This is a genomic window from Nocardioides sp. JQ2195, from assembly GCF_012272695.1.
Taxonomy (GTDB): domain Bacteria; phylum Actinomycetota; class Actinomycetes; order Propionibacteriales; family Nocardioidaceae; genus Nocardioides.
On the sequence record NZ_CP050902.1, the window covers coordinates 1,816,506 to 1,842,999 of the forward strand.

31 protein-coding genes and 1 riboswitch are annotated in these 26,494 nt (G+C 68.0%); of the genes, 13 read left to right on the plus strand and 18 right to left on the minus strand.

Annotation, left to right across the window (positions count from 1 at the left end):
• Nucleotides 1–60 precede the first annotated feature (60 nt).
• On the plus strand, nt 61–549 hold the full coding sequence (locus ncot_RS08620; protein WP_240938173.1) for a GNAT family protein: 489 nt from the start codon (nt 61–63) through the stop codon (nt 547–549).
• A gap of 113 nt (nt 550–662) precedes the next feature.
• Here ncot_RS08620 and ncot_RS08625 read toward each other — a convergent pair whose 3' ends face one another.
• Both ncot_RS08625 and ncot_RS08635 read right to left on the minus strand, forming a co-directional pair.
• On the minus strand, nt 663–911 hold the full coding sequence (locus ncot_RS08625) for a GNAT family N-acetyltransferase (RefSeq protein ID WP_168619249.1): 249 nt from the start codon (nt 909–911) through the stop codon (nt 663–665).
• A 294-nt stretch (nt 912–1,205) separates the two neighbouring features.
• Complete coding sequence (locus tag ncot_RS08635) at nt 1,206–1,856, minus strand: methyltransferase domain-containing protein (protein ID WP_168617245.1); 651 nt, start codon at nt 1,854–1,856, stop codon at nt 1,206–1,208.
• 207 nt (nt 1,857–2,063) lie between these two features.
• On the opposite strand from ncot_RS08635, the gene ncot_RS08640 reads away from it, so the two are divergent.
• The 4 genes from ncot_RS08640 to helR all read left to right on the plus strand — a co-directional run bounded on the left by ncot_RS08640 (nt 2,064) and on the right by helR (nt 6,304).
• A complete protein-coding gene (locus ncot_RS08640) occupies nt 2,064–2,558 on the plus strand; it encodes a pyridoxamine 5'-phosphate oxidase family protein (protein WP_168617246.1) in 495 nt (164 codons plus the stop codon).
• The gene (locus tag ncot_RS08645) at nt 2,555–2,998 is read left to right on the plus strand and encodes an SRPBCC family protein (protein WP_168617247.1); all 444 of its coding nucleotides are present in this window, start codon (nt 2,555–2,557) and stop codon (nt 2,996–2,998) included. The genes ncot_RS08640 and ncot_RS08645 overlap by 4 nt, the downstream gene beginning before the upstream one ends.
• The gene (locus ncot_RS08650; RefSeq protein WP_168617248.1) at nt 2,998–3,954 is read left to right on the plus strand and encodes an SDR family NAD(P)-dependent oxidoreductase; all 957 of its coding nucleotides are present in this window, start codon (nt 2,998–3,000) and stop codon (nt 3,952–3,954) included. Before ncot_RS08645 ends, ncot_RS08650 begins: the two co-directional genes overlap by 1 nt.
• 199 nt (nt 3,955–4,153) lie before the next feature.
• A complete protein-coding gene (gene helR, locus ncot_RS08655; RefSeq protein WP_277345796.1) occupies nt 4,154–6,304 on the plus strand; it encodes an RNA polymerase recycling motor ATPase HelR in 2,151 nt (716 codons plus the stop codon).
• Nucleotides 6,305–6,443: 139 nt separating this feature from the next.
• Here helR and ncot_RS08660 read toward each other — a convergent pair whose 3' ends face one another.
• The 4 genes from ncot_RS08660 to ncot_RS08675 form a co-directional block, all read right to left on the minus strand.
• A complete protein-coding gene (locus ncot_RS08660; protein ID WP_206065252.1) occupies nt 6,444–8,801 on the minus strand; it encodes an excinuclease ABC subunit UvrA in 2,358 nt (785 codons plus the stop codon).
• 117 nt (nt 8,802–8,918) lie between these two features.
• A complete protein-coding gene (locus ncot_RS08665) occupies nt 8,919–9,275 on the minus strand; it encodes a VOC family protein (RefSeq protein ID WP_168617250.1) in 357 nt (118 codons plus the stop codon).
• Between the two features lie 58 nt (nt 9,276–9,333).
• Nucleotides 9,334–9,810 (minus strand): GNAT family N-acetyltransferase, encoded by a 477-nt coding sequence (locus ncot_RS08670; RefSeq protein WP_168617251.1) that lies wholly within the window; start codon nt 9,808–9,810, stop codon nt 9,334–9,336.
• A 442-nt stretch (nt 9,811–10,252) separates the two neighbouring features.
• On the minus strand, nt 10,253–10,792 hold the full coding sequence (locus tag ncot_RS08675; RefSeq protein WP_168617252.1) for an MOSC domain-containing protein: 540 nt from the start codon (nt 10,790–10,792) through the stop codon (nt 10,253–10,255).
• Nucleotides 10,793–10,842: 50 nt separating this feature from the next.
• A riboswitch (guanidine-III (ykkC-III) riboswitch) is annotated at nt 10,843–10,911 on the plus strand.
• 12 nt (nt 10,912–10,923) lie between these two features.
• Here ncot_RS08675 and ncot_RS08680 point away from each other — a divergent pair.
• The gene (locus ncot_RS08680; protein WP_168617253.1) at nt 10,924–11,238 is read left to right on the plus strand and encodes an SMR family transporter; all 315 of its coding nucleotides are present in this window, start codon (nt 10,924–10,926) and stop codon (nt 11,236–11,238) included.
• A gap of 25 nt (nt 11,239–11,263) precedes the next feature.
• On the opposite strand, the gene ncot_RS08685 is transcribed toward ncot_RS08680, so the two are convergent.
• The gene (locus tag ncot_RS08685; RefSeq protein ID WP_168617254.1) at nt 11,264–11,599 is read right to left on the minus strand and encodes a YnfA family protein; all 336 of its coding nucleotides are present in this window, start codon (nt 11,597–11,599) and stop codon (nt 11,264–11,266) included.
• A gap of 29 nt (nt 11,600–11,628) precedes the next feature.
• The gene (locus ncot_RS08690) at nt 11,629–12,207 is read right to left on the minus strand and encodes a TMEM165/GDT1 family protein (RefSeq protein WP_168617255.1); all 579 of its coding nucleotides are present in this window, start codon (nt 12,205–12,207) and stop codon (nt 11,629–11,631) included.
• 286 nt (nt 12,208–12,493) lie between these two features.
• Here ncot_RS08690 and ncot_RS08695 point away from each other — a divergent pair, with 286 nt between their 5' ends.
• Both ncot_RS08695 and ncot_RS08700 read left to right on the plus strand, forming a co-directional pair.
• A complete protein-coding gene (locus ncot_RS08695) occupies nt 12,494–12,820 on the plus strand; it encodes an HU family DNA-binding protein (RefSeq protein WP_206065254.1) in 327 nt (108 codons plus the stop codon).
• A gap of 103 nt (nt 12,821–12,923) precedes the next feature.
• Nucleotides 12,924–13,241: a hypothetical protein gene (locus ncot_RS08700; protein WP_168617256.1), complete on the plus strand. Its 318-nt coding sequence runs from the start codon at nt 12,924–12,926 to the stop codon at nt 13,239–13,241.
• Between the two features lie 64 nt (nt 13,242–13,305).
• On the opposite strand, the gene ncot_RS08705 is transcribed toward ncot_RS08700, so the two are convergent.
• Both ncot_RS08705 and ncot_RS08710 read right to left on the minus strand, forming a co-directional pair.
• Entirely contained in the window at nt 13,306–13,473 is a 168-nt protein-coding gene (locus ncot_RS08705; RefSeq protein ID WP_168617257.1) for a hypothetical protein, read from the minus strand.
• Nucleotides 13,470–13,679, minus strand: coding sequence for a hypothetical protein (locus ncot_RS08710; RefSeq protein WP_168617258.1), 210 nt, complete (start codon nt 13,677–13,679; stop codon nt 13,470–13,472). Before ncot_RS08710 ends, ncot_RS08705 begins: the two co-directional genes overlap by 4 nt.
• A gap of 66 nt (nt 13,680–13,745) precedes the next feature.
• Here ncot_RS08710 and ncot_RS08715 point away from each other — a divergent pair, with 66 nt between their 5' ends.
• A complete protein-coding gene (locus ncot_RS08715; protein WP_168617259.1) occupies nt 13,746–15,275 on the plus strand; it encodes a UDP-N-acetylglucosamine 1-carboxyvinyltransferase in 1,530 nt (509 codons plus the stop codon).
• Between the two features lie 11 nt (nt 15,276–15,286).
• A complete protein-coding gene (locus ncot_RS08720; protein ID WP_168617260.1) occupies nt 15,287–16,213 on the plus strand; it encodes a 2-hydroxyacid dehydrogenase in 927 nt (308 codons plus the stop codon).
• A gap of 71 nt (nt 16,214–16,284) precedes the next feature.
• On the opposite strand, the gene ncot_RS08725 is transcribed toward ncot_RS08720, so the two are convergent.
• Nucleotides 16,285–16,548 (minus strand): zf-TFIIB domain-containing protein, encoded by a 264-nt coding sequence (locus ncot_RS08725; RefSeq protein WP_168617261.1) that lies wholly within the window; start codon nt 16,546–16,548, stop codon nt 16,285–16,287.
• An 84-nt stretch (nt 16,549–16,632) separates the two neighbouring features.
• Here ncot_RS08725 and ncot_RS08730 point away from each other — a divergent pair, with 84 nt between their 5' ends.
• The 3 genes from ncot_RS08730 (at nt 16,633) to ncot_RS08740 (ending at nt 19,385) form a co-directional block, all read left to right on the plus strand.
• Nucleotides 16,633–17,448, plus strand: a complete 816-nt coding sequence (locus ncot_RS08730; protein ID WP_168617262.1) for a glycerophosphodiester phosphodiesterase — start codon at nt 16,633–16,635, stop codon at nt 17,446–17,448.
• Nucleotides 17,449–17,452: 4 nt separating this feature from the next.
• Nucleotides 17,453–18,811 (plus strand): MFS transporter, encoded by a 1,359-nt coding sequence (locus ncot_RS08735; RefSeq protein WP_168617263.1) that lies wholly within the window; start codon nt 17,453–17,455, stop codon nt 18,809–18,811.
• Nucleotides 18,812–18,995: 184 nt separating this feature from the next.
• A complete protein-coding gene (locus ncot_RS08740) occupies nt 18,996–19,385 on the plus strand; it encodes an RNA polymerase-binding protein RbpA (RefSeq protein WP_168617264.1) in 390 nt (129 codons plus the stop codon).
• 8 nt (nt 19,386–19,393) lie between these two features.
• Here the strand turns inward: ncot_RS08740 and ncot_RS08745 are convergent, their stop codons facing one another.
• The 7 genes from ncot_RS08745 to ncot_RS08775 form a co-directional block, all read right to left on the minus strand.
• Nucleotides 19,394–19,894, minus strand: a complete 501-nt coding sequence (locus tag ncot_RS08745; RefSeq protein WP_168617265.1) for an FxsA family protein — start codon at nt 19,892–19,894, stop codon at nt 19,394–19,396.
• 7 nt (nt 19,895–19,901) lie between these two features.
• Nucleotides 19,902–20,624: a polyprenol monophosphomannose synthase gene (locus ncot_RS08750; RefSeq protein WP_168619252.1), complete on the minus strand. Its 723-nt coding sequence runs from the start codon at nt 20,622–20,624 to the stop codon at nt 19,902–19,904.
• A 26-nt stretch (nt 20,625–20,650) separates the two neighbouring features.
• Nucleotides 20,651–22,198: an apolipoprotein N-acyltransferase gene (gene lnt, locus ncot_RS08755; protein ID WP_168617266.1), complete on the minus strand. Its 1,548-nt coding sequence runs from the start codon at nt 22,196–22,198 to the stop codon at nt 20,651–20,653.
• 417 nt (nt 22,199–22,615) lie between these two features.
• On the minus strand, nt 22,616–23,014 hold the full coding sequence (locus ncot_RS08760; RefSeq protein ID WP_168617267.1) for a hotdog fold domain-containing protein: 399 nt from the start codon (nt 23,012–23,014) through the stop codon (nt 22,616–22,618).
• Nucleotides 23,011–23,805 carry an OAM dimerization domain-containing protein gene (locus ncot_RS08765; RefSeq protein ID WP_168617268.1) on the minus strand — a complete coding sequence of 265 codons (795 nt, stop codon included), beginning with the start codon at nt 23,803–23,805 and terminating at the stop codon, nt 23,011–23,013. Before ncot_RS08765 ends, ncot_RS08760 begins: the two co-directional genes overlap by 4 nt.
• The gene (locus ncot_RS08770) at nt 23,802–25,379 is read right to left on the minus strand and encodes a lysine 5,6-aminomutase subunit alpha (RefSeq protein WP_168617269.1); all 1,578 of its coding nucleotides are present in this window, start codon (nt 25,377–25,379) and stop codon (nt 23,802–23,804) included. Before ncot_RS08770 ends, ncot_RS08765 begins: the two co-directional genes overlap by 4 nt.
• The gene (locus ncot_RS08775; protein ID WP_168617270.1) at nt 25,379–26,425 is read right to left on the minus strand and encodes an L-erythro-3,5-diaminohexanoate dehydrogenase; all 1,047 of its coding nucleotides are present in this window, start codon (nt 26,423–26,425) and stop codon (nt 25,379–25,381) included. Before ncot_RS08775 ends, ncot_RS08770 begins: the two co-directional genes overlap by 1 nt.
• Nucleotides 26,426–26,494 lie beyond the last annotated feature (69 nt).

Here is a 26,494-nt window from a genome sequence, read left to right on the forward strand (position 1 = left end):
AGGAGTTCTTGAGGGTGGTCCGAGGCAACCAGCCGCGGATAGGTTGGAACGGTGACTTCCATGCTTCGCCCGTTGACCGAGGCCGACCTGTCCGTGCTCACTGGCGACGACGACGGCTTCGACTACTTCGGACCCCGACCGTCACGGCAGTCGGTCCCTCCCTCGGACCTCAACGAGCAGGGCGCCTTCGGTGTCCTCGACGGCGGCGGCGAGGTTGTCGGAGACGTGTCGTGGGTGTGGCAGAGGTGGGGGCCGAACGTGCAGTCACGCAACCCGATGATCGGGATCTGGCTGTCGCCACGGGCGCGCGGTCAAGGACTGGGCACGGCCGCGCAACGGGAGATGGTTGACCTGTTCTTCAGACACACGGCCGTCAACCGGGTCGAGGCACACACGGATGTGGAGAACCTTGCGGAGCAACGCGCTCTGGAGAAGGCCGGCTTCACCCGAGAAGGCACCACCCGTGGCGCCCAGTGGCGCGACGGGTCCTACCGCGACGGTCATCTCTATTCCATTCTGCGCTCGGACTGGCACTCGTCGTCGGACTGACGAGGCCGGGCACGTCAGCGCCCAGTCGTGGATTGTCGGCGGGGTAGGGGGCCAGGCCAGACCGGATGATTCGGCTGGCGCAATACCCAGACTGCTAATTGACATAATGTACGTTATCGGCGACTCTTCCGAGTCTGGCCCAGAACCCCTTTCTGAGCGCTGGTGCACGCCTCACTGCAGGCGTATGCCGTGCACCAGGTAGTCCATGCCGCCACTGGTGACCGTCTTGCCAGTTCGAGGCTTGCCCCAGCGGCCTCTGTGGCGAAGCCGCATCCTTGGTACTCCGGCAGAATGTGATAGCCGACCTCCAGGTCCTCCTTGCCGTCGACCTGCTGCCAGGTGCAGATGTCATGCGTCGAAATGTCAGCCTGGAGGTGCCGGCTGCCGTCAGAGCCGACATGACATCAGTGTAATTCAACTTGACATAACGTGAAAGTCGCCGAGTTTCCGGAGTCAATTCTTGTCGGCGGGCTGTTCTCCGCGACGCCGTTCCGTCTCGCGTCACTGTTGCTTCTCACGCTTCTTGCGCAGGGACTCCTGGGCCGCTCGCATCATCGCGCGGCCGATGCTTCGACCGAAGCGTCGTGATCCGAATGCCAGTCCCCCACCGTAGGCGGCTTCAGCGTCGTCCGGCCAGTCCCCCACCGTAGGCGGCTTCAGCGTCGTCCGGCCAGTACGACGCCCGGTCCCTGCTGTCCGTCGGCTGGTAGCCGCAACTCTGCGACGAGGGTGAATCCTGCCTGCTCCAGCAAGGTCGCGAGTTGATCGGGCTGCCATCTGTGCGTCGTCCATGACACCGGAACTCCGCCATACGCCTCGGTCCTGGGCACGTCGTCGTCGCCCACGTGCGTGGCCACCAGCACCTCTCCCCCAGGCACCAGCGCGTCATGGAAGGACGTGAGCACGGAGGGCAGCAACTCGCGCGGCAGGTTGAAGAGTGACCACCAGCCCAGGATGCCGCCGAGCGACTCGGGCTCGAGGTCGAGCTCGGTCGCCGCGGCCACCGCGAATGAACAGTCGGGATGCAGTCGCCGGGCGTGCTCGACCATGCGCGGAGACAGGTCCACACCTGAGGCTTCGACACCCAGGTCGCGCAGGTACGCCGTCACCTGGCCCGGACCACATCCGACGTCGAGCACGGGACCCAGTCCACGCACCTGCGTTGCGAATGCGTCGACGCATCCCTTCAACCAGGGGTGGGTGCGCACATCGCCCATTCCCTGTGTCTGCAGGAGATCCACGTAGTTGTCGGCAACCCGGTCATAGGACTCGCGTACCGCATCGAGGTCTCCCGGAGGCACGTTCATGACCGCACACTAGGGCACGTCTCTTGCGAGACACGCCGTAGCCATCGACGCGTAGCGGTCGCGCGCTGTCGGGGAACCGCGTCCGATCCACGTCGGGCTGTGCTGGGCGGTCGTGGGTACCGCTGGCGGGAGCGCCCAGTGGCTCGCGCCATGGCGAGCAGACTGGTCGTCCACCGCCCGACCACGAAGCGACGACGAGGAGAACTCATGACGACGCACACGCCCGCGGACCAGAGCACCATCGTCGAGATGATGCGCGACCAGCGTTTCTGCATGCTGACCACCTTCGCCCCTGAAGGAGAGCTGCACTCCCATCCGATGACTCCTCAGCGGATCGACGACGACGGCGACGTCTGGTGCTTCATCGACGGCACCAGTGAGAGCGCCACCAACCTCATCAGGGACATCCGCGTCAACCTGGCCTTCGGTGACAGCTCCACGTGGCTCTCGGTGGCGGGAAGCGGCGTCGTGCTCGATGACAGGGACAAGATCGCCGATCTGTGGAACCCCATGGTCGAAGCCTGGTACCCCGAGGGAGCGGAATCTCCTGACGTGCGCCTGCTCAGGGTGGAACCGGTCTCCGCACAGTTCTGGGACACCCCGGGTGGACGGGTCACGTCGGCGCTGTCCTTCGTACGCAGCAAGATCACCGGAGACCGCCCGGCTGGGCACTCGGGCACGGTGGAGATGGGCGGAGAATGAGGCCGTCGGTCACGCGGACCTTCATCACCAAGGCCGCACCGGAGCGCGTCCACGACTACCTCGCCGACTTCACCAACGCTGAGGAGTGGGACCCCGGAACCAAGTCCTGCACGTTGTCCAACGGCGACGGCGGTGTCGGCAGCACCTACCGGAACGTGTCCGTCTTCCTCGGTCGTGAGACCGAGATCGAGTACACCGTCGCGGAGCTGGAGCGCCCGACCCGGATCCACCTCGTCGGACGAAATGAGCAGTTCGAGGGACACGACGTGCTCGGTGTCAGAGCACATGCAGAAGGTGCCGAAGTGACCTACCACGCCGAGTTCGCCTTCCGTGGGGCAGCGAGGCTCGCAGCCCCACTGGTCGCGGCCTACCTCCCCCGTCTGGCGGAGAAGACCATCCGACAACTGCGCGCCAGCCTCGACCACCTGGTGGAGGACTGATGACGATCCCGCTGCCCGGCCGCGCACTCGACACGGTCATGGACCGCACCCTCGTTCCGGGGTACAGCAGGATCGGGATCGCCGTGCGGCGCCGACTGCCCGGTTGGCCGGCTGATCCCGAGCCGGGCTGCCTGGCGGGGAAGCATGTGCTGGTGACCGGCGCCAGCTCCGGTCTGGGGATCGGTTGCGTCCAGTCGTTGGCGCGGTTGGGTGCCAGCGTGCACATGATCGTGCGCGACGAGGTGAAGGGCGCCGCCGTCCGTGAACGCGTGGTGGCTGAGGTGCCGGGTGCCGACCTGCGGCTCGCCCGCTGCGACCTGGCGGACCTCGACGACGTACGCCGCTTCGCCGCACAGGTTGAGGTCTCGCGCATTCATGCGGTGATCCACAACGCCGGTGTGATGCCGCCTGAGCGCACCGAGTCTCCCCAGGGCCACGAGCTGAGCATGGCGGTGCACGTCGTGGCGCCGGTGCTCATGACGGAGCTGCTGCGTGACCGGCTCTCGAGCGGCCGGGTGGTGATGGTCAGCAGCGGTGGCATGTACGCGCAACGGATCCCGTCCGACGACCCCGAGTTCAGACGTGGTGACTACTCCCCAGCCGCTTCCTATGCACGGTCCAAGCGGATGCAGGTCGAGCTGGCGCCGCTGCTCGCCGATCGTTGGTCCCTCGACGCCATCACCTTGGGCGTGATGCACCCGGGATGGGCCGACACCCCGGGTGTGCGGAGCTCGTTGCCGAACTTCCGCACGCTCACCCGTTCGATCCTGCGCGACGACGCCGAGGGCGCGGACACCAGCGCATGGCTGGCTGCGGCAGAGCCGACCCCGCCCACTGGCCGCTTCTGGCACGACCGGAGGGTGCGACCGACCCACCTGAGCCCCACGACTCGGTCGAGGGCCGACGAGGTCGCGCGCGCCTGGGCCTGGCTGAAGGGCGCCGTCGACCTCTCCTGACTCCTCGGGCGTCAGTAGAAATGGCGAAAGGACACCCTGCGGGGTGTCCTGCCACTTCCAACTTATAGCGCACAGGGGGGCTTGCGGCAAGGCCCCGGTGATGCTCCACAATCACTCTCTCGCCCGCCTCGTCACCAGTCCTTCCCCGCCGGCGCGACACCTCTGACTGTCGCGCAGAAACGCCTCTGGAGCAGATTCCTTGACCCTCAGTGCCTTTGCCCTTCCCGACACCCTCTCTGCCAAGGCAGACCCCCGGATGATCGCCGACGACGAGATCCACTTCGCGGCCATCGCCGCCAGCCTCGACCACGCGATCGCCGACCTCTCCGAACGACTCGACACCGAACGCAAGGCACCCGGTGGCATCGGCCAGGCAGCGATGGACCGCGACCAGGAGGTACGCCGGATCAGCGCCCGCCTGCGCACGTTGCGCCGCTTCAGCCTCGACCTCTGCCTGGGCCGCATGGACGGCGACGACGGAGAAGTCGTGTATGTCGGACGCCTCGGCCTGACTGACCGTGACGGCAAGCGACTCCTGGTCGACTGGCGCTCCCCCGCTGCCGAACCGTTCTTCGGCGCCACGCACGCCAACCCGATGGGGTTGAGAATTCGGCGCAGGTACCGCTGGATCCGTGGCCGGGTCAGTGACTACTGGGACGAGGTGTTCGCTGCCGACGAGTTCGAGGGCCACCACGCGGCCCTCGACGACCAGTCGGCCTTCATCGCGACGCTGGGCAGCAGCCGCTCTCCCCGCATGCGCGACGTGCTCGGCACGATCCAGGCAGACCAGGACGCCATCATCCGCGCGGGTTCTCGGGGAACGTTGGTCGTCGACGGTGGTCCGGGCACCGGCAAGACGGTCGTCGCGCTGCACCGCTCGGCGTACCTGCTCCACGCCGACCCGCGTCTCGGCGGGGGCCGCGGCGGCATCCTCTTCGTCGGTCCGCACCAGCCCTACCTGAGCTACGTTGCCGACGTCTTGCCGAGCCTCGGAGAGGACGGCGTGCAGACCTGCACGTTGCGCGACCTGGTGCCGTCGGCGGCACAGTTTCCCGAGGAATCGGAACCCGAGGTGGCCCGTCTGAAGGCCACTGCCGACATGGTGAGGGCGATCGAGCCCGCCGTGCGTCTCCATGAGGAGCCGCCCACGGAGGGCATGGCGGTCGACACACCGTGGGCCGACGTGTGGGTGAGCAGCGCCGACTGGTCGGAGGCCTTCGGGTCGGTCGACTCAGGTGTGCCGCACAACGAGGCCCGGGACGAGGTCTGGGACGAGCTGCTCACGATCTTGGTCGACAAGCACGAAGCGGATGACGACATCACCGAGGAGATGGTGCGCCGCTCCCTCGCGGGCAATGCCGAGCTGCGCACCGCATTCTCGAAGGCCTGGCCGTTGATCGAGGCCCACGACCTGGTGGGAGACCTGTGGGAGGTGCCGGCGTACCTGCGGATGTGTGCGCCCTGGCTCTCCCCCGACGACGTGAAGCAGTTGCAACGGGACGACCCGCAGGCCTGGACCAGCGCCGACCTGCCGTTGCTCGACGCAGCCCTGCGACGCCTCGGGGATCCGGAGGCCTCACGCAACCGGCAGAAGCACCGGGCCGCGGTCGCCGCGGAGCGGCAGGGCATGGACTTGGTCGTCGACAGCCTGGTCGCTGCCGGCGGCGACGAGTACGGCGAGGGGCTGGTCTCGATGTTGAAGGTGGAGGACATGCAGACGCGTCTCGTCGACGAGGAGTCCCTGGCCCGGGTCGACCCGGACCTGCTCTCCGGGCCCTTCGCGCACGTCGTCGTCGACGAGGCACAGGAGCTCACGGATGCCGAGTGGCAGATGCTCCTGCAGCGCTGTCCCTCGCGCAGCTTCACGATCGTCGGCGACCGGGCGCAGGCACGACACGGGTTCGTGGAGTCGTGGCAGGAGCGTCTCGCACGGGTCGGGCTGGACCGGGTGACGATGGCCGGGCTCAGGATCAACTACCGCACCCCCGACGAGGTGATGGCCGAGGCCGAGCCGGTGATCCGCGCCGAGCTGCCCGATGCCAACGTCCCGACCTCCATCCGCAGCAGCGGGCTCCCGGTCCGGCACGGTTCGGCGGACGAGCTGGACACCATTCTCCAGGGCTGGTTGAGCGAGCACGACGACGGCATGGCCTGCGTCATCGGCGACTCGGCGCGGGAAGACACCACCAGGGTTCGTTCACTCACGCCCGAGCTGGCCAAGGGCCTCGAGTTCGACCTCGTCGTCCTCGTGGATCCCGACGACTTCGGCACGGGCATCGAGGGTGCCGTCGACCGCTACGTCGCGATGACCAGGGCCACGCGTGAGCTGGTGATCCTGAGCTCGCACTGAGGCTCGCGGGCGAGGGAACCTCCGCGCTGGCCCGGGGCCCCGTGCGACAGGCAAGCACGAGTTGCGGACGGTTCCGTCTCGCTCAGCACGCGGTGTCGGCGCAGGCCAGCTGCTTGCTCGATGGTGCGCTGAGCTGGCCTCAGGCGTCGACGTACGCCGCGAGATGCTCGCCGGTGAGCGTCGACGCACCGGCGACCAGGTCGGCCGGGCTGCCCTCGAAGACCACCGTGCCGCCGTCGTGCCCGGCACCAGGGCCGAGGTCGATGATCCAGTCGGCGTGAGCCATCACGGCCTGGTGGTGCTCGATGACGATGACGGTCTTGCCCGAGTCGACGAGCCGGTCGAGCAGGCCGAGCAGGTTCTCCACGTCGGCCAGGTGGAGCCCGGTGGTGGGCTCGTCGAGGACGTAGATGCCGCCCTTCTCCCCCATGTGCGTGGCCAGCTTGATCCGCTGCCGTTCGCCACCCGAGAGCGTGGTCAGCGGCTGACCGAGGCTGATGTAGCCGAGCCCGACGTCGTCGAGACGCTTGAGGATCTTGTGGGCAGCGGGGACCTTCGCCTCCCCCTCGGCGAAGAAGCCCAAGGCCTCGGAGACCGGCATCGCCAGCACCTCGCTGATGTCGCGGCCACCGAGCTCGTAGTCCAGGACGGCAGCCTGGAACCGCTTGCCCTCGCAGTCCTCACAGGGTGAGGAGACGGTGTCCATGAAGCCGAGCTCGGTGTAGATCACGCCGGCACCCTTGCAGGTGGGACAGGCTCCCTCGGAGTTGGCGCTGAAGAGTGCTGGCTTCACCCCGTTGGCCTTGGCGAACGCCTTGCGGATCGGCTCGAGCAGGCCGGTGTACGTCGCGGGGTTGCTGCGGCGGGATCCCTTGATCGCGCCCTGGTCGATCGAGACCACGTCGTCCCGCTTGCCCAGGGCGCCGTGGATCAGCGAGCTCTTGCCCGAGCCTGCGACACCGGTGACCACGGTGAGCACGCCGAGGGGCACGTCGACGTCGACGTCCTTCAGGTTGTGGGTGGAGGCGCCCCGGATCTCGAGGGCGCCGGTGGCCGTCCGGACCTCGTCCTTCACCGAAGCCCGGTAGTCGAGGTGGCGGCCGGTGAGGGTGTCGCTGGCGCGCAGTCCGGCGAGGTCGCCCTCGAAGACCACCTCTCCCCCGGCCGGGCCGGCCAACGGTCCGAGGTCGACGACGTGGTCGGCGATGGCGATGGCCTCCGGCTTGTGCTCCACCACCAGCACGGTGTTGCCCTTGTCGCGCAGCTGGAGCAACAGGTCGTTCATCCGGGCGATGTCGTGTGGGTGCAGACCGATCGTGGGCTCGTCGAAGACGTAGGTCACGTCGGTCAGTGACGACCCGAGGTGGCGGATCATCTTCGTGCGCTGGGCCTCGCCGCCGGACAGCGTGCCGGAGGGACGGTCGAGCGAGAGATAGCCGAGGCCGATCCCGGTGAAGGAGTCGAGCAGGTGCTGCAGTCCCTTCAGCAAGGGGGCGACGGACGGCTCGTCCAGCCCACGCACCCACTCGGCCAGGTCGCTGATCTGCATCGTGCACGCGTCGGCGATGTTGATGCCCTTGATCTTCGACGACCGGGCTTCCTCGGCCAATCGCGTTCCGTCGCACTCGGGGCAGGTGGTGAACACGACGGCCCGCTCGACGAAGGCGCGGACGTGCGGCTGCATCGCCTCGACATCCTTGGAGAGCATCGACTTCTGGATCTTCGGGATCAGGCCTTCGTAGGTCACGTTGATGCCGTCGACCTTGATCCGGGTGGCTTCCTTGTGGAGCAGCGAGTGCATCTCGCGCTTGTTGTACTTCTTGATCGGCTTGTCGGGGTCGAAGAAGCCGCTCCCCCGGAAGATGCGGCCGTACCAGCCCTCCATCGAGTAGCCGGGAACGATGATGGCGCCCTCGTTCAGCGACTTCTCCTCGTCGAACAGTGCTGCGTTGTCGAAGTCGCTGACCGATCCCTTGCCCTCGCACCGTGGGCACATGCCGCCGAGCCTGTTGAAGTGGACCTTCTCCGCCATCGCCTTGTCACCCTTGCCGACCGTGATCGCGCCGGAGGCGGAGACCGAGGGCACGTTGAAGGCGAAGGCGCTGGGCGGTCCGATGTGGGGGTCACCGAGTCGGCTGAACAACATGCGGAGCATCGCGTTGGCGTCGGTGACCGTGCCGACCGTCGAGCGCGGGTTGGCGCCGAGCCGCTCCTGGTCGACGATGATCGCCGTGGTCAGGCCCTCGAGGTGGTCGACGTCGGGACGCGCCATCGTGGGCATGAAGCCCTGCACGAAGGTGCTGTAGGTCTCGTTGATCATCCGCTGGGACTCGGCGGCGATCGTGGCGAAGACCAGTGAGCTCTTGCCCGAGCCGGAGACCCCGGTGAAGACGGTCAGCCGGCGCTTGGGCAGGTCGAGGTTGATGTCCTTGAGGTTGTTCTCCCGTGCCCCCTCGACCCGGATCAGGTCGTGGGTGTCGGCAACGTGCTCGCTCATGTCTCTCCCCTGTGGCTGTCCCTGTCTGCCCGGCCCCATCGGCGTGTGCCGGGCCAGGGGGACAACGCTAGCGAAACGCCGGGACGGCGCGCCCGTCGGTTGCTGCCCGGTCGGACGTCAGTCGCTGCAGAGACAGAACGGATGACCTGCTGGATCGAGGAAGACCCTGAATGTGGTGCCGGGCTGGTGGGAGTGCTTGGTCGCGCCCAGCTCGATCACGGCGGCCTCACCAGCGTCGAGATCGTCGACCACGACATCGATGTGCATCTGCTGTGGCTTGTCCTGGCCCGGCCACTCGGGTGCCGTGTAGTCGTCGACCTTCTGGAAGCAGATGCACTGGCCGTAGTCGGCGCGGATCTCGAACCAGTCCTCGGCCTCCTTCACCTCCCACTCGAGCATTCGGGCGTAGAACTGGGCCAGCCCTGCCGGGTCGGCACAGTCGATGACGAACGTGGGAAAGCGTGCGATGGCCATGTTGCCGACGGTAGACCCCGTTGCGGACATTCGTCGTCCGAATATGCGTGGGGACAGGTCAGGAGCGCACCATGCGCCGTTCGAGGCCCTCGTCGCAGCTCTGCTCCTGCCCGTCGGCCCGGAAGCCCTGGCGTTCGTAGAACCTGGTCGCGCGTTCGTTGCCGACCAGCACCCACAGGAACGCCGGACGGTCGCCGATCGTGGCTCGGAACAGCGCGTGGCCGACCCCCGTGCCGTAGACACGAGCCCGGACATAGAGCGCCATCAGCTCCCACATCCCGGACCCGTCGCGACCCTTCCCTGCGCTGGCGAAGCCGACCAGCCCGTCCTCGTCCTCCGCGACCCAGGTCGTGGCCGAGCCCGTGAGGCGCTTCTCCCACATGGTCACGCGTTCGGCCTTCGGGGTGGCTCGGCGAGCATCGAGCACCGACTGGGGCACCAGTCCGGTGTAGCCGTCGTCCCACACGTCGAGGTGCAGATCGGCCAGCGCGGCAGCGTCGTCGACGACAGCTGCCCGGATCGAAGTCGTGCTCATGGTCAGATCCTGACACGATGAATCGCTGGGCCGCCGGGAACCGCTCCTCCTACGGTTGAAGGGGTTCAGCATCGACGGACTTCCGACCGGAATGCCCACCCCGTCCGTGCGTCAGCCCACCACCCAGTGACACCACGCGGCACCACCCGATCGGGTGGTTCTGCCTCCCGGTCGGTCGCTTCGGGCGAGTTCAGCTGAGTTCCGGCGGGTGGCGGAGCCACAGTGGACACAGCGCCACAGAGGCGCCCGTAGATCCACCACTGAAGGAAGCAGTTGGCACACGATGTGGGACACAGCTGAGATCAACTCCACGCATCTCTCGCACGATCGCCCGTGCCCCGGTTGTGGCCATGCCGTGCACACCTACCTGTCGTGCTCCGACAGCTGTGCGTGTGTCCCGCCTCCTGCACCGGGATACGTCAGCTGACCGACCACCGTTGGCTCAGACCCGGGTCAACGGATGGTGCGGCTCGGGCGGCAGCGACACCTCGATCGGGTCCCCCGGCCGGATCAGGCCGGCCCGGGACACGATGCCCATCACGCCCGCGAGCCGTTCGACCCGACCGTCCACGTCGGTGTGCAGCACCTGCTTGAGCAGGCCCGGCTGGAAGTTGTTGATCTGCTGGCACGGGTTGCGCAGCCCGGTCACCGTCACCACAGCCTCGCCGAGGGCCAGGCGGGTCCCGACCGGCAGCGCGAGCAGGTCGAGCCCCGCCGTGGTGACGTTCTCGCCGAGCTCGCCCGGCGCCACCTCGAATCCGGCTGCCGCCAGGTCGTCCAGCAGCTCGGCGTGGATCAGGTGCACCTGCCGCAGGTTCGGCTGCGAGGGATCGGCAGCCACCCGGGAGCGGTGCTGCACGGTCACGCCGCAGTGTGCGTCACCGGCGACCCCCTGGCCCTCGACGAGCTCGATGCACGCGACCGCCTGCTTGCTGAACGTGTGGGACCCTGCGGCGTGGACCGCGGCGACTGATGCTGGCACCCGTGCATCCTCGCACCTGCGAGTTGCCGCCACGACCACCCGGTGAGAACATCGGGCCAGGGCCCCACAGGCTCCCGGACGAGCGGTGCCGTACCCGGAATGCGACAAGACGGCGCTGGAGGAGAAGTCCCATGTCCTGGTTGGTCCTCGTCGTCTCCGGAGTCTTGGAAGCCGTGTGGGCGGTCGCGCTCGGCCGGTCCGAAGGCTTCACCAGGCCGTTGCCCACCGTCGTCTTCCTGGTGGCCCTGGTGCTCAGCATGGGTGGGCTGGCCTGGGCCATGCGTGAGCTGCCGGTCGGCACGTCGTACGCCGTGTGGGTCGGCATCGGTGCCAGCCTGGCGGTGGCGTACGGGATGGTGACCGGGGACGAGTCGTTCTCCCTGGTGAAGGTGCTGCTGCTGGCCGGCATCATCGGTTGCGTGATCGGCCTCAAGTTCGCCCACTGACCTGACCGGCCGGAGCCGTCGGTGCTCAGGCAGGCCGGGGAGAATACATGATCACCGCCACACCGACGAGGCAGATCAACGCACCGGCCACGTCGTACCGGTCGGGCTTGAAGCCGTCGACCACCATGCCCCAGGCCAGCGAGCCCGCGACGAACACCCCACCGTACGCCGCCAGGATGCGGCCGAAGTTGGCGTCGGACTGGAGCGTTGCCACGAAGCCGTAGATGCCGAGCGCGATCACTCCGGCGCCGATCCAGATCCAACCTCGGTGCTCGCGCACGCCCTGCCAGACCAACCACGCGCCGCCGATCTCGGCGATCGCGGCGGCGATGAAGAGGCTGATCGAGCGCAGGACATCCACGAGCCCATCCTGTCAGAGCCGGCCGGCTGTCAGAGCCAGCCGATGCCCTGTGCGATCAGCACGAGGCCGAAGACGAGGAAGGCGAGCGCGGCACCGATCTTGATGACCTTCTCGGGCAGCTGACGCCCCAGTAGGATGCCGACACCGATCGCCAGCGCGTCCGCGGCGACCATGCCCAGGGTGCTGCCCAACCAGGTGCCGAACCAGCCCTCCTTGGTGGCCAGGGTGATGGTGGCGAGCATGGTCTTGTCGCCGAGCTCGGCCAGGAAGAAGGCGGTTCCGACGGCGAGCAGTGCCATGCCGCTGCTGTTCCTGGCCTTCTGGGCCTCCTCCTCGGTGAGCTCGTCACCGCGCAGCGTCCAGGCCGCAAAGATGAGGAACGCGATGCCGGCCACGATCGAGATGGTGTCCTGGTAGTCGGCGAACGACGAACCGATCGCGACACCGAGGCCGACCGAGGCCAGGTGCACGATGGCGGTGGCGGCGGTGATGGCGAGGATGACGTCGCGGGCCTTGTAGCGGGTGGCGAACGTCATCGCCATCAGCTGGCTCTTGTCACCGAGCTCTGCGACGAAGATGACCACCGTGCTGAGCAGGAAGGCGTACATGTTTCTTCTCCTTGGCACCTGGACGAGGAGACGAGATCGGGACGTCCCTTCGACCAGGCACGTCCGTGGGCGGGTTCGTGAACTGGTCGAAAGTCTCGTCCGCCAGATGCCTGGCCCTGCACGCCGGGCCGATGGCCAGTATGTCGACGTGCCTGTTGGGGACTACTCCCTTTCGACCGAAACCCTACATGAACCGCGTTTTTGTGCGCGTGTCGGGCGTTTCCTGCGTGGAATCCATGGTCGGTGGTGGCTAGTTTCTCCGTGTACGGATGCCTACGACACTGAAATGGTGAACACATTGAACAAGCGTGAACTGGTCGACGCGATCGTTGAGCAGACCGGATGGACCAAGAAGCAGGCTGAAGAGGGCCTGGCCGCTGTGGTCAACACCGTGAGCGACGCCGTTGCCGAAGGCGACCGTGTCCAGATCCCCGGTTTCGGAACGTTCGAGAAGCGTGAGCGCGCGGCCCGCGAGGCCCGCAACCCGCAGACGGGCGAGACCATCAAGATCAAGAAGACCAACGTCCCCGCCTTCAAGGCCGGGTCCGGGTTCAAGTCCTACGTGGCGATGAACAAGAAGGACCAGGCTGCCTTCCGCAAGTCGCGCGGCTGACGCACTCTCATTCCGCACCCCGCTCCGTCTCCCGACGGAGCGGGGTTCGTGCGTCTGTGTCGATCCGAGGTATCCACACGGGCACGAGGCGCTCCTAGTGGGCATGACCATCATCGAGAGGCACCGAGCAGCACCGACCCTGGCCCGTGAGGAGATCAGTGTGGTGTGCACCGCTCATCGGATGGTCCGGGTGGCCGTCGCGGCGGAAGCCAGTGGCAAGGACCCGCTGCGGTCGTTGGCGCCGCTGGTGCGCGGGTGGTGCCACGGCCGGCTGCCGGTGCTCCGGCGGACCTCCCACCACTCCGAGCAGCTGCAGTGGCTGCTGGTCAGCACCCTCGACGAGATCGCCGGACAGGTCACCCGGGAACGATCAGCGGCAGCCTTGCGCGCGGCAGCGCGCGAGATCGCCCGGGCCAGGTGAAGGTCAGCACGCCGACCCGAGAGCACTGACCCGGGCGCACTGACCCGGGCGCACTGGCCGGCGGTCAGTCCTTCCGCTGGAACGTGACGATCAGCAGCGCGATGCCGAAGCCGGCCAGGACCGGGCCGATGAAGGCCCACACCCGCCCCTCGCGATCGACTCCGGTGAACCACAGCGCCATGCCGGCCAGGAGCATCAGGACAGCGACCGTGAGTGGGACGGCGCGGTTCACGGCTGCACCCACGCGTTGGTGGCGCGGCGTTCGTCCCTGGCGCGGTGGCCCTCGGGGTCAGCCTCCCTGTGGTGGGGCCACAGGCCCGAGCCACGGATGCAGCCCGCGGTGACCCTCACGATGGGTTCGACCGGCTTGTCGATCGTGGGGTCGGGGACGTCGGAGACACCGATGTCCCGGACCTCGTGCAGAGTGGTGGCGCGCATGACGGGAATCCTTGCATGCGGCATGGCATCTTTGAGGTATCTCATATCTGAGATACCGTCGGTGGCATGACGACTGACTACCTCGGACGCATCGGCAACTTGATCCGCGACGCCCGCAAGCACCGTGGGCTCACCCAGCAGCAGCTCGCGGACCTGCTCGCCACCAGTCAATCCGCGGTGAACCGGATCGAGAAGGGCCACCAGAACCTCTCGTTGGAGATGCTGGCCCGGATCGGGTCCGCCCTCGACTCGGAGATCGTCGCCCTCGGCGCCGGCGGCCCGACGCACCTCCGGGTGACCGGTCCGACGACCCTGTCCGGCAGCATCGACGTGAAGTCGTCGAAGAACGCGGGCGTCGCGCTGCTGTGTGCCTCACTGCTCAACAAGGGACGCACGACGCTGCGCAAGGTTGCCCGCATCGAGGAGGTCAACCGACTGCTCGAGGTACTCGAGAGCATCGGGGTCCAGACCCGGTGGCTCAACGAGAACAACGACCTCGAGATCGTTCCTCCGACTCATCTCGACCTGGCCAACATCGACGAGGACGCCGCACGACGTACCCGCTCGATCATCATGTTCCTCGGCCCGTTGCTGCACCGCGAGGACGTCTTCGACCTGCCCTACGCAGGTGGCTGCAACCTCGGCGACCGCACCGTCCAGCCGCACATGGCCGCCCTGCGTCCCTTCGGCCTCGACGTGAAGGCCACCGAGGGCAGCTACCACGCGCAGGTCAACCGGGCCATCGAGCCCGGTCGGCCGATCGTGCTCACCGAGCGCGGCGACACCGTCACCGAGAACGCCCTGATGGCGGCGGCCCTGCACCCCGGCACCACGGTGATCCGCAACGCGTCGTCGAACTACATGGTCCAGGACCTGTGCTTCTACCTGCAGCGCTTGGGCGTCCGGGTCGAGGGCATCGGCTCGACCACCCTCAGCGTCACCGGCCTGGCCAACATCGACGTCGACGTCGACTACGCCCCCAGCGAGGACCCGATCGAGGCCATGTCGCTGCTCGCCGCGGCGATCGTCACCAACTCCGAGATCACCATCTGCCGGGTGCCGATCGAGTTCCTCGAGATCGAGCTGGCCACCCTCGAGGAGATGGGCTTCAACTACGAGCGCTCCGACGAGTACGTCGCCGAGAACGGCAAGACCCGGTTGGTCGACATCGCGACCCGCAGGTCACAGCTGCGGGCGCCGCTCGACAAGATCCACCCGATGCCGTTCCCGGGCCTCAACATCGACAACCTGCCGTTCTTCGCGGTCATCGCCGCGGTTGCCGAGGGCCAGACCCTGCTGCACGACTGGGTCTACGAGAATCGGGCGATCTACCTCACCGAGCTCACCAAGCTCGGTGGCCAGGTCAAGCTCCTCGACCCCCACCGGGTTCTTGTCGAAGGACCGACGCGTTGGTCCGGCACCGAGATCGTCTGTCCGCCGGCGCTCCGACCGGCCGTGGTGATCCTGCTGGCGATGCTCGCCTCGAAGGGCACGTCGGTGCTGCGGTCGACGTACGTGATCCACCGGGGCTACGAGGACCTTGCCGAGCGGCTCAACACCTTGGGTGCCAACATCGTGACCTTCCGCGACATCTGAGGAGTGGCCCGATGGCTGACCCACGCCCCCTGGTCTGGTTGCCGTTCGACGCTGAGCACCTGGGCGAGGCCCCCGATGGCCTGCGCTACGAGTCGCTCGTGCTGGAGGACGGTGCTCCCCTGCCTGAGTGGGCCGGCGACGTCGAGTTCTACGTGCCGCCCTACATGAAGTGGGCCGACCAGCCCCGGGTGCTGGCCGCGCTCTCCTCGCTGAAGGTGGTCAACACGTTGACCGCGGGAGTCGATGCCATCAAGGACCACGTCCCCGAGGGCGTCCAGCTGTGCAACGGACGGGGCATCCACAACGCGTCCACCGCCGAGCTGGCTGTCACCCTGGTGCTCGCCTCCCTGCGTGGGGTTCCGGACTTCGTCCGTGCCCAGGACCGCGGCGCGTGGCAGCCGACGGTGACGGAGTCGCTGGCCGACAAGACGGTGATGATCGTCGGCCACGGGTCGATCGGGAAGTCCATCGAGGAACGACTCTCGGGCTTCGAGTGCGACGTGGTCCGGGTGGCTCGCACGGCGCGCCAGGGTGTGCACCCCTTGTCCGAGATCGACGACCTGTTGCCCGGGGCCGACGTGGTCATCCTCATCGTTCCGCTCACCGATGAGACACGTGGTCTGGTCGACGAGGGCTTCCTCGAGCGGATGAGGGACGGCGCGCTGCTCGTCAATCTGGCCCGAGGGCCGGTGGTCGACACCGACGCCCTGCTCTCCGCACTGCACACCGGCCGGCTCTCGGCCGCGCTCGACGTCACCGACCCCGAGCCGTTGCCCGAGGGCCACCCGCTCTGGGAGGCACCGAACCTGCTCGTGGTGCCGCACGTCGGGGGCGCGAGCAGCGCCATGTGGCCCCGGGCCCACCGGGTGATTCGCGAACAGCTGGAGCGGTTTGCCTCCGGGGAACCGCTGGCGAACGTGATGAGCGGCGCCTACTGAGCGCACCCTGCTCCTCGCGCGCCGTCCCCGAGCAGCACGCACCCCTCGTCCGGTCGACGAGGGGTCGAGGATCAGTTGAACAGCGTGGCGACCCAGGCCGGCGCCTTCGGGGTGGCCGGCGGCGGGGTGGTCATGTCTGCGGTGATCCGCGGCAGCGGTGCGGTGTGGAAGCCGCCACCATCACGGTGGAAGTCGTTCTCGGCGTCGATCATCTCGGCGAGGTCGGCGCGGGAGAGGAACACTCCGTGCCCCTCCGGGCACTTGTCAACGCTCATCCGGCCGAGGTCTCGACTGACCATGTCGGCCTGGCACTTGGGGCACTTCAGCGACTCCATGACTCGCAGGCTACTCCCTTCGGCACGAGGAATCTGAGTATCGGGACGGATGATCTGCCGGAGTGTGTCGGTGAGGATCGAGCCATGGACGTGTTGAATGCTGTCGTGACCCGACGCCGAAGCGGATTCCCCTATCTCGACGAGCCCGTCGGCGTGCTCGCCTTCGCCCACCGGGGTGGCGCCTTCCACCCCGAGATCGAGGGCTTGGAGAACACGATGGCCGCCTTCCGGCACGCCGTGGACCTGGGCTACCGCTACCTCGAGACCGACGTCCACGTCACCCGTGACGGCGTACTCCTGGCCTTCCACGACACCGTGCTCGACCGGGTCACCGACCTCAAGGGTGAGATCGCCTCCCTGACGTACGCCGAGGTGCAAGGTGCGTTGATCGGCGGCAAGGAGCGCGTCCCGACGCTGGCCGAGCTGTTCGACGCCTTCCCCGATGCCCGGTTCAACATCGACATCAAGGCGCCGGGCGCGGTCCGGCCGCTGGCGGACTTCATCGAGGCGCGCAACGCCCACGACCGGATCCTGGTCGGATCCTTCTCCCGCAGGCACCTGGGCCAGTTCCGACGGCTCACCCAGGGGCGGGTGCCAACCTCGGCTCACCCGGGTGAGGTGGTCATCTTCCTGCTCTCCCCCACCGGCGGCATCGCCCGCCTGCTCACGCGCGGTCGGGTGCAGGCCCTGCAGGTCCCGCACCGCAAGTCGGGCATTCCGGTGACGAATGGGTGGTTGGTGCGCAAGGCTCATGCCGCAGGTGCACAGGTGCATGTGTGGACGATCGATGAGCCGGAGGAGATGGCCGGGCTGATCGACCGTGGTGTCGACGGCTTGATGACCGATCGCACCGACATACTCAAGGACGTGCTCGTCGAGCGCGGCCAGTGGGAGGGATGAGCAGATGGCTGACCAGGGAGTCACCGGCATCGCGGACCTGAGGCCCTTGGCCAGGGCCCGGGAGCAGAAGGCGTGGTACTGGTACGACTGGGCGAACTCGGCCTATGTGACGACGGTCTCGACCGTCATGCTGGGCCCCTACCTGATCGAGATCGCGAAGAACGCCGCGGTCGACAACCGGGTCGACGTGCTCGGCCTCTCGGTGGCCCCCGGTGCGCTGCCGTCCTATCTCGTCACCTTCTCCACCATCCTGTCCGCGATCATCCTCCCCCTGCTCGGTGCGGTGGCCGACCGGACGGCCAACAAGAAGGGCATGCTGGCCGCCTTCGCCTGGACCGGAGCGGCCTTCGCCTCCCTCCTGTTCTTCTGCAAGGGCGAGAACTGGCAGATCGGTGCCATCGCGGTGATCGGGGCGAATCTCTGCCTCGGGGCCTCAACGGTCTTCAACGACTCGATCCTGCCGCTCATCTCCACCGAGGAGGAACGCGACCGGGTCTCGTCCCGGGGCTGGGCCTGGGGATATCTCGGCGGCGGACTGCTGCTCGTGGTCAACCTGGTGATGTTCCTGTTCCACGACACCTTCGGCATGTCCGAGAGCTTCTCGGTGCGCCTGTCGATGCTCTCGGCGGCGGTGTGGTGGGCAGCGTTCACGTTCATCCCCTACCTGCGCCTGAAGAACCACCAGCCCATGCACGTGGTCGCGGAGGAGGGCGGCATCGTCTCGCAGAGCTTCGGCCAGCTGTGGGCCACGCTCAAGGACATGAAGAACTATCCGATGGCGCTGACCTTCCTCGGCGCCTACCTGTTCTTCAACGACGGCATCCAGACCGTGATCGCTTCGTCGTCCATCTACGGCAAGGAGCAGCTCGGCTTCGGCACCTCCGTGCTGATCGGCACGATCCTGATGGTGCAGTTCGTGGCCTTCATCGGGGCCCTCGTCTTCGGCAAGGCGGCCGAGAAGTACGGCGCCAAGAAGGTGATCCTGACCGGACTCGGGATCTGGATGGGCATCGTGACGGTGGCCCTGGTCCTGCCCAAGGACCAGATCGTGCCGTTCCTGGTGATGGGATTCGCGATCGGCCTGGTGCTCGGCGGCACCCAGGCGCTGGCCCGGTCCTACTTCTCCCTGCTGATCCCCAAGGGGCGCGAGGGTGAGTTCTTCAGCTTCTACCACGCGATGGATCGCGGCACGTCGTGGTTCGGCACGCTCACCTTCGGCCTCGTCTACCAGCTCACCGACTCCTACCGGCCCGCCATCTTCGCGTTGATCGCGTTCTTCCTGATCGGTGGACTTCTGCTGATGAAGGTGGACACTGCCCGCGGGATCCGTGAAGCCGGTAACGTTGAGCCTTCAGTCATCTGAAACTCCATGACGTGGGTTCGACCACATTCGTCGCCTGACGGAATCCTTGGCCCGCGTCGTACGTTGGAGGGGGTGGACGCGTTCGCGCGAAGGTGACGCACGACCTAGTTGGTCCGCGTCATGTTCCCGAAGGAACACCGTCCCATCCACGAGCAAGGAAAAACGACTTAATCGGAGGTAGCTCATGGCGGAGCGCACATTGCGTGGAGCCCGGCTCGGAGGCCAGAGCTTCGAGGACGAGCGCGGCATCGAGTTCGCGGCACGTCAGCAGGTCGGTTACGCCTGCCCGCAGGGTCACGAGTTCGAGGTCCCGATGTCCGTCGAGGCGGACATCCCGGCCAACTGGGAATGCCCGAAGTGCGGGGCCGTGGCCCTGAACATCGACGGCATCCTTCCTGAGGCGAAGGCCGAGAAGCCGGCTCGCACCCATTGGGACATGTTGCTCGAGCGTCGCTCCATCAAGGAGCTCGAGGACATCCTGAGCGAGCGGCTCGAGCTGCTTCGCGGTGGCGAGATCGGTCCGGCGCACCTGCACCGGGCCAGCAAGAGCAGGAAGAAGAAGACGACGGCCTGAGACTGGCTTCAGGCCTGTGGGTCGTCATCGACGACCTCGCCCTCGACCACGGTTCCTTGCGAGCCGGGTCGGGGGCGGTTGTCGTTCCTGGGCGCTGAGGGCCCCGGGCCGAAGGGCAGGGTGGTGACCATCCGTGCCCCGATGAAGGCGGACAACGCCCTGCGCGCCACCGGACGCGTGAGCGGCAGGATCAGCAGCAGCCCCACCACGTCGAGCACGAATCCCGGCGAGAGCATCAGGATGCCGCCGGTCAGGATCAGGATGCCGTCGGCCAGCTCCTTGGCCGGCATCCGGCCGCTCGAGAGCGCCGCGTTGAGCGCCCTGAAGGCGCGCGCCCCCTCGTGCTTGATCAGCCATCCTCCGAAGAGGCTGTCGGCGATGAGCAGCAGGATCGTCCAGCCGACGCCGATCACCTGGCCGACCTGGATCAGGACGTAGAGCTCGAGCAGCGGGATCCCGAAGAACAGCACGGCGATGACCCAGGTCGGGAACCGGCGGCGCTTGGTCATGGCGCGCTCACCCGCGGCCGAACCGGCGCTTGATCCGGTTCCGACGTTCGTGCAGGCCCCAGCGGGTGATCCGCTTGAGAGACTCGCTGGCCACGGAACCGCTCATCTTGGAGTCGCCGCGCTCACGCTCGATGAACTCGATCGGCACCTCGCGGACGGTCAGGCCGGCCTGCAGGGTGCGCCAGGCCATGTCGGTCTGGAACACGTAGCCGGTGGACTCCACGGTGTCGATGTCGATGGCCTCGAGGGTGGCACGCCTGAAGACCCGGAATCCGGCGGTGGCGTCCTTGATCCTCACGCCGAGCAGCAGCCGGACGTAGAGGTTGCCGCCACGCGAGAGGAGCACGCGTGACCTCGGCCAGTTGACCACGGACCCGCCCGGGATCCAGCGGGCCCCGATCACCAGGTCGGCGTCGCGCAGTGCGTCCAACAGGCGGTGCAGCTGCTCGGGCTGGTGCGACCCGTCGGCATCCATCTCGCCGATCACGTCGTAGCCGGCGTCGAGGGCGACGCGGAAGCCGTTCAGGTAGGCCGCTCCGAGGCCGGCCTTCTCGGTGCGGTGCACCACTGAGACCTGGGGGTCGGCGGCGGCCAGCTTGTCGGCCAGGTCGCCGGTGCCGTCGGGCGAGTTGTCGTCGACGATCATCACGTCGACGCCCGGTTGTGCCTTGCGCAGGCGGGCCACGATCCACTCGAGGTTGAGCGACTCGTTGTAGGTCGGGATCACCATCACGACCCGGCCCAGTCCGTCGTACGTCACGCGTTCTCCCCTTGTTCAACGGCGGACTCGGGGTCTTCCGAGGTTGCGGAACCCGACGCCTTCTTCTTGCGCAGACGATACGACAGCAGTGGGAACAGGGCGGCACCGAGGGCGAGCGGCACGGCCAGGCGTCCGAGCCACGGCCCGACCACCATCGACGGCGGGACGCCCGCGGCCAGCTGCACGTCCTGGACGAGCACGTCGCGGGTGCGCGGCTCGATGGCGGAGATCACCGTGCCGTCGGGTCCGATCACCCCGCTGCGGCCGTTGATCGCGGCCACGACCACGGTGCGTCCCGTCTCGAGCGCGCGCAGCCGACTGATCGCGAACTGCTGCTCGATCTGCCCCGTGTGGATGAACATCGCGTTCGAGGTCTGCACGGCGACCAGCTCGGCCCCATGGCGCACCTGGGCGGTGATCGTGTCGTCGTACGCCACGTCGAAGCAGATCACGTCGGCGACCTCGGTGCCGTCGATCCGCAGCGGATTGACGCCGGTGCCGCTGAGCATGTCGCGTGGCACCATGGCGAGGCGTCCGAAGTTCTCGGTGCCGAAGTGCTGGCGATAGGGGATGTACTCGCCGAAGGGCACCGGGTGGTGCTTGGTGTAGCGATCGCCCGCACCGGTGACGGGGTCGAAGACCACGCCTTGGTTGAGCACGTTCCGGTCGTCCGGGGCATCCACGATGGCACCGACCAGGATCGGTACTCCGATCATGCTGGAGGTCATCGAGAGCATCTGTGCCGTGGAGCCGTCGCGGAACGGGTCGACGGCGGTCGAGTTCTCCGGCCAGACCACGAAGTCAGGCTGGTCCACCTGGCCGGCCGCCACCCGCTCGGCCAGCTCCTGGGTGGCGGTCATGTGGCTGGTGGTGACCTCGCGGTAGTGGGCAAGCAGGTCGTCGCCGCTGCCCGGCACGTTGCCCTGCACGACGGCCACCGTGACGCGCTCGTCGGAGGTGGACTGGATCGGGACGAACCACGGGAGGGCGACGGCCAGCACGGTGCCGCTGAGCACGCCTCCGGCGAGCACCTGGCGTTCCTTCAGGTGCTGGAGGCACCACAGCAGGACCGCGCTGCAGAGGACGACGAGGAGGCTCACGCCGTTGGCGCCGATCCAGGGGAACCAACGCTCGAACGGCGTGTCGATGGTCGCGAAGGAGACCCTCCCCCAGGTCAGCCCGCTCATCGGCCACGCGCCGCGCAGCGTCTCGACCGCGAGCCAGACCAGTGCCGACCACAAGGGCCAGCCGGGAAGCCGGGAGACCGCAGCCAGCCCCGCACCGGCAAGTGCGAAGTAGAGGGCCTCGAAGCCGGAGAGCGCCAACCAGGCATCCACCCCGATGACGCGGAGCCAGAAGAGGAGCGTGAGCATGAAGCCCAGCCCGAACACCAGTCCGAGCAACGCACTCCACCGCAGGCGCTGGTGACGGACACACCACAGCAGGGTGGCGAGGCTGATCGGCAGCAGGGCGACCACCGCCACCGGCTCGAAGGCCAGTCCCAACGCGATCCCGCTGAGCAGAGCGAGCAGGATGCGGATCACGCGGCAAGGCTACCGGGGAGGATCATGCAGGCGCGGAAGGGCCGACGAACCCTTCGGACCTCCTCACCGACGACTGGCGGCCGACGATGCGAAGTTGTCTACGGAGCGCGTGGCCCTCCCGCATCCGCCCTCGAGCGGCGGTACCGACCTCCGCGAGCCGTCGGGTCCGGCGCGTGGTGCTCACACCGTCCACGACGACCACCTGGACGCCGGTCCTCCATCACGATCTGCATGGACGGACTCCCGAACCTTCACCCATCCCTCGGGCACCTGTCAACAAGCCGCTGACCTGCAGGGATGCGTGTTGTCGCAGGTCAGCGCGGGGTGGCCTGCCGACAAAAAAGTCTCACCAATTTCGATGACTTTCGGCGTGTCGTGCCAGACACGCCGAGAAGGTCGGCTAGTGCGCGATGGCGGTCAGGTCGAGGTGCGTGGCGGAACCACGACGGTGCCGGTGGCCTCGGTGGCGAGCAGCGGCGGCTCGAGCACGGCGGCAGCACCGGGTCGCGCCTCGGTTGCCGCCCCGCGCGCCACGACGTGCACCGTGAAGTGGATGACCCTGGAGCGGGTGCCGGCCTTGATGAGCTCGGCGGTGATCTCCAGGACGTCGCCGGCGCGGACGGCTTCGCGGAACTGCACGTCGGAGTAGGAGGCGAACAGGCCCTCGTCACCGTCGGTGCGGATGCACATCTCGGTCGCCACGTCGCCAAAGGCTGCCAAGGAGTAGGCGCCGTCGACGAGGTTGCCGGCGTAGTGCGCGTGGGAGTAGGGCACGTAGCGGCGGTGGACGACCTTCAGCCCGGGCTCGATGCTCATGAGGCCTGCTTCGGTCGGGTCCGGTTCTCCGGACGGTTGAGGATGCGGTGGACGAGGAAGCTGGCCACCTCGCCGGGAGTGGTGCCGCGGGAGAAGACCCGGTCGACCCCGAGGTCACCGGCCATCTTCTCGTCGAAGCGCGGACCGCCCACCACCAGCACGGGCCGCTTGGCGGCCGGGTAGGACTCGCGGAAGGCGGCCGACATCTCCCGGGTGTTGAGGATGTGCGCATCGCGCTGGGTGACCACCTGGGAGACCAGCACCGCGTCCGCGTTCTCGGCCCGGGCCCGGTCGACGAGCTGGGGCACCGAGACCTGGGCGCCGAGGTTGACGACCTTCAGCTCGCGGTAGTACTCCAGCCCCTTCTCCCCCGCGAAGCCCTTGATGTTCATGATCGCGTCGATGCCGACCGTGTGCGCGTCGGTGCCGATGCAACCGCCGACCACCACCATCCGGCGGCGCAGGGACTCCTTCACCGTCGCGTTGACCTCCTTGGGGGTCAGCAGCGGGTAGTCACGCTCGACCACCTCGACCTTGCTCGGGTCGACCAGGTGGTTGACCCGGCCGTAGACGACGAAGAAGGTGAAGTCGGGTCCCATCGGCTTGGCGTGCGCGACCAGGGCCGGCTCCATGCCCATCTTGTTGGCCAGCTGCTCGGCGGCCCCCTCGGCGACCTTGGAGTGAGGCATCGGCAGGGTGAACGAGATCTGCACCATGCCGTCGCCCGTGGTGTCGCCGTAGGGGCGGATCAGCTTGCCGGGCTCCGTCGACCCGGTGGTGGTCGGGCTCATGAGTTCTCCTCCAGCAGGTCGGTGGCCGGGTTGTAGTAGGCGTCGGACTTCTCGGCGACCCCGTCGAGCCCGCGGCCGGCGTCGGAGGGCCGCTTCATCAGCCCGAACGTGCCGTCCGCGATCGCGTCGAGCAGGCCGTCCTCGTGGGCGACGATCTTCTCCATCAGGTCGATCGACTCCCCCAGCACCTGCTTGGCGCGGTTCGCGATGAAGCCGTCGGGCGCGGGCCGGAAGTCCTCGTGGAGGTTGCCGGCCGCGTTCATCACGTAGCGCACGTTCTGCAGCGCCAGGTCGCGGTCGGAGAGCCACGGGGTGACCACGGCCTCGGTCATCATGCCGACCAGCAGGATGCCCTGGCCGGTCATCGCGCCGACGAGGTTGAAGAAGCCGTCGAGCAGGTAGCCCCGGAACACGTCGCCGGTCATGTGCCGTGTCGGCGGCATCCACTTCAGCGGAGCATCCGGGAACAGGGTGCGGGCCAGCATCGCGTGGGCCAGCTCGAGCCGGAAGGAGTCCGGGACCTCGGGGTCGATCTCGAACGCGTGTCCCAGGCCGAGCTGCCAGTCGTCGAGCCCGGCCTCCCGGGCGAAGTACTCGTTGAGCAGCTGGCTGGTGGTGACGGTGTTCGCAGCCTCGACCGCGTCGGCAGTGGTGAGGTAGTTGTCCTCGCCGGTGTTGATGATGATGCCGGCGCGGGCGTGGATCTGGCGGCTCAACCGCTGGTCGACGAAGGTGCGGACCGGGTTGATGTCGCGGAAGAGGATGCCGTACATCGAGTCGTTCAGCATCATGTCGAGGCGCTCCATGCCGGCCAGCGCTGCGATCTCGGGCATGCACAGCCCGGACGCGTAGTTCGTCAGCCGGATGTATCGGCCGAGCTCCCGGCTGGACTCGTCGAGCGCCGCCCGCATCAGGCGGAAGTTCTCCTGGGTGGCGTAGGTTCCGGCGAAGCCCTCCCGGGTCGCGCCCTCGGGGACGTAGTCGAGCAGTGACTGGCCGGTGGAGCGGATCACCGCGATCACGTCGGCGCCCTCACGGGCGGCTGCCTGGGCCTGCGGGACGTCCTCGTAGATGTCGCCGGTGGCCACGATCAGGTAGATCCACGGCTTGCGGGGTGCGTCACCGACGTCGCGGATCAGCTGCTCCCGCTCGACGCGGCGCTGGTCCATGCGGCGTACGCCGTGGGCGACCTGCTGGCGCGACGCCTGCGCCGCCGACGTGGCCTCGGCGCCCTCGGGCAGCCGGAAGCGGACCGAACCGGCGGAGGCCTTCTGGGCCAGCGTGGCGAGGTCCTCGGCCTCGCCACGGAGCAGGGCGTCCCACACCGGCAGGGCGACGCCGTGCTCGAGGCCCACGTCACCCCGGACGCTGTCGAGCAGGAGGTTCACCCACGGTGTGCCGTCGGCGTCGGCGCCCTCGAGCCCGCCGAGGCGAAGCATGGCCCGCTCCACCGAGACGGTGGTGTGGCGCTTGGTCATCTCGACGATCGGCGCCCCGACCGTGGCGGCCAGGGCGCGAGCCCTGGCGATCACGGCGGGGTCCAGGTCGAGCATGCCGGGTCGATTGGCGGTCATCAGTGCCTTCCTTCGAAGAGCTCGCGGACCCCGGCGTTGGCACGCAGCAGGTCCAGGGCGTACGCCGCGTGGCCGGGCACGTAACCGTTGCCGACCAGCATGGTCACGTCGGCGGCCAGCCCCTCGGCGCCCAGCGCCGCGGCGGAGAACGAGGTGGCCATGCTGAAGAAGATCACCGTGCCCTGGTCGGCGGTGGAGAGGATCGCGCCACCCTCGCAGCCGGGCACGTCGACACAGACCACGGTCACGTCGGCTGGTCCTCCGGCGGCGGTGACGGCGGTGCGCAGGGCCAGTGGGTCGCGGGCGTCGGCGAGCACGACCTCGTCGGCCAGGCCGGCCGCCTTGAGACGGGCCGCCTCCGTCTCGGTGGGGACGACGCCGATCGTGCGTGCGGCACCGGCGTGGCGGGCTGCCGCCAAGGACAGGGAGCCGCTCTTGCCGCCCCCGCCGATCACCGCGACGGTCGGGGCGTCGTACTGCTTGACGACGCGGCTGGTCAGCGCCGGCGCACCGCACACGTCCATGACGGACAACGCGAGGTCGTGGTCGAGGTCGTCGGGCAGGACGGCCGCGATCGAGCGACCGAAGAGGATGGCGTACCCGTCGCAGGGGACCTGTTCGCCGAGCCCGTCCCAGGCGGCGAGCCGGTCCTCGATGACCAGCGGGGTCAGGGTCAGCGACACCAGGGTGGCCACGCGGTCGCCGACCGACAGACCGAGTGCGGACGTGGGTCCGACCTCCTCGACGACACCGATGAGCATGCCGCCCGAGCCGGTCTCGGGATTCTGCATCTTGCCGCGGGTGGCGACGATGTCGAGGACCGCGGCACGGATCGCGTCGCCGTCGGGCTCGCCGCCGGGGCCGGTGTGGGTGCGCTCCAGCTGGCGGTAGGAGGCGGCGTCGAGGTTCAGCTTCTCGACACGGATCCGCACCTCGTCGGGCCACAGCTCGCGCCGGGTCTCGAGGCGTTGGGCTGCCTGGGGCAGCACCACCCGTTCGTCCAGGACCCGGTGGAGGCCGTTGGGATCGCTGTTCGTGCCCGACATGACGGGGTGTCCTCCCTCACTCTTTGCCCTGCGCCGTAAATCTTGCGGCGTGGCATTTGATTCGCCGTA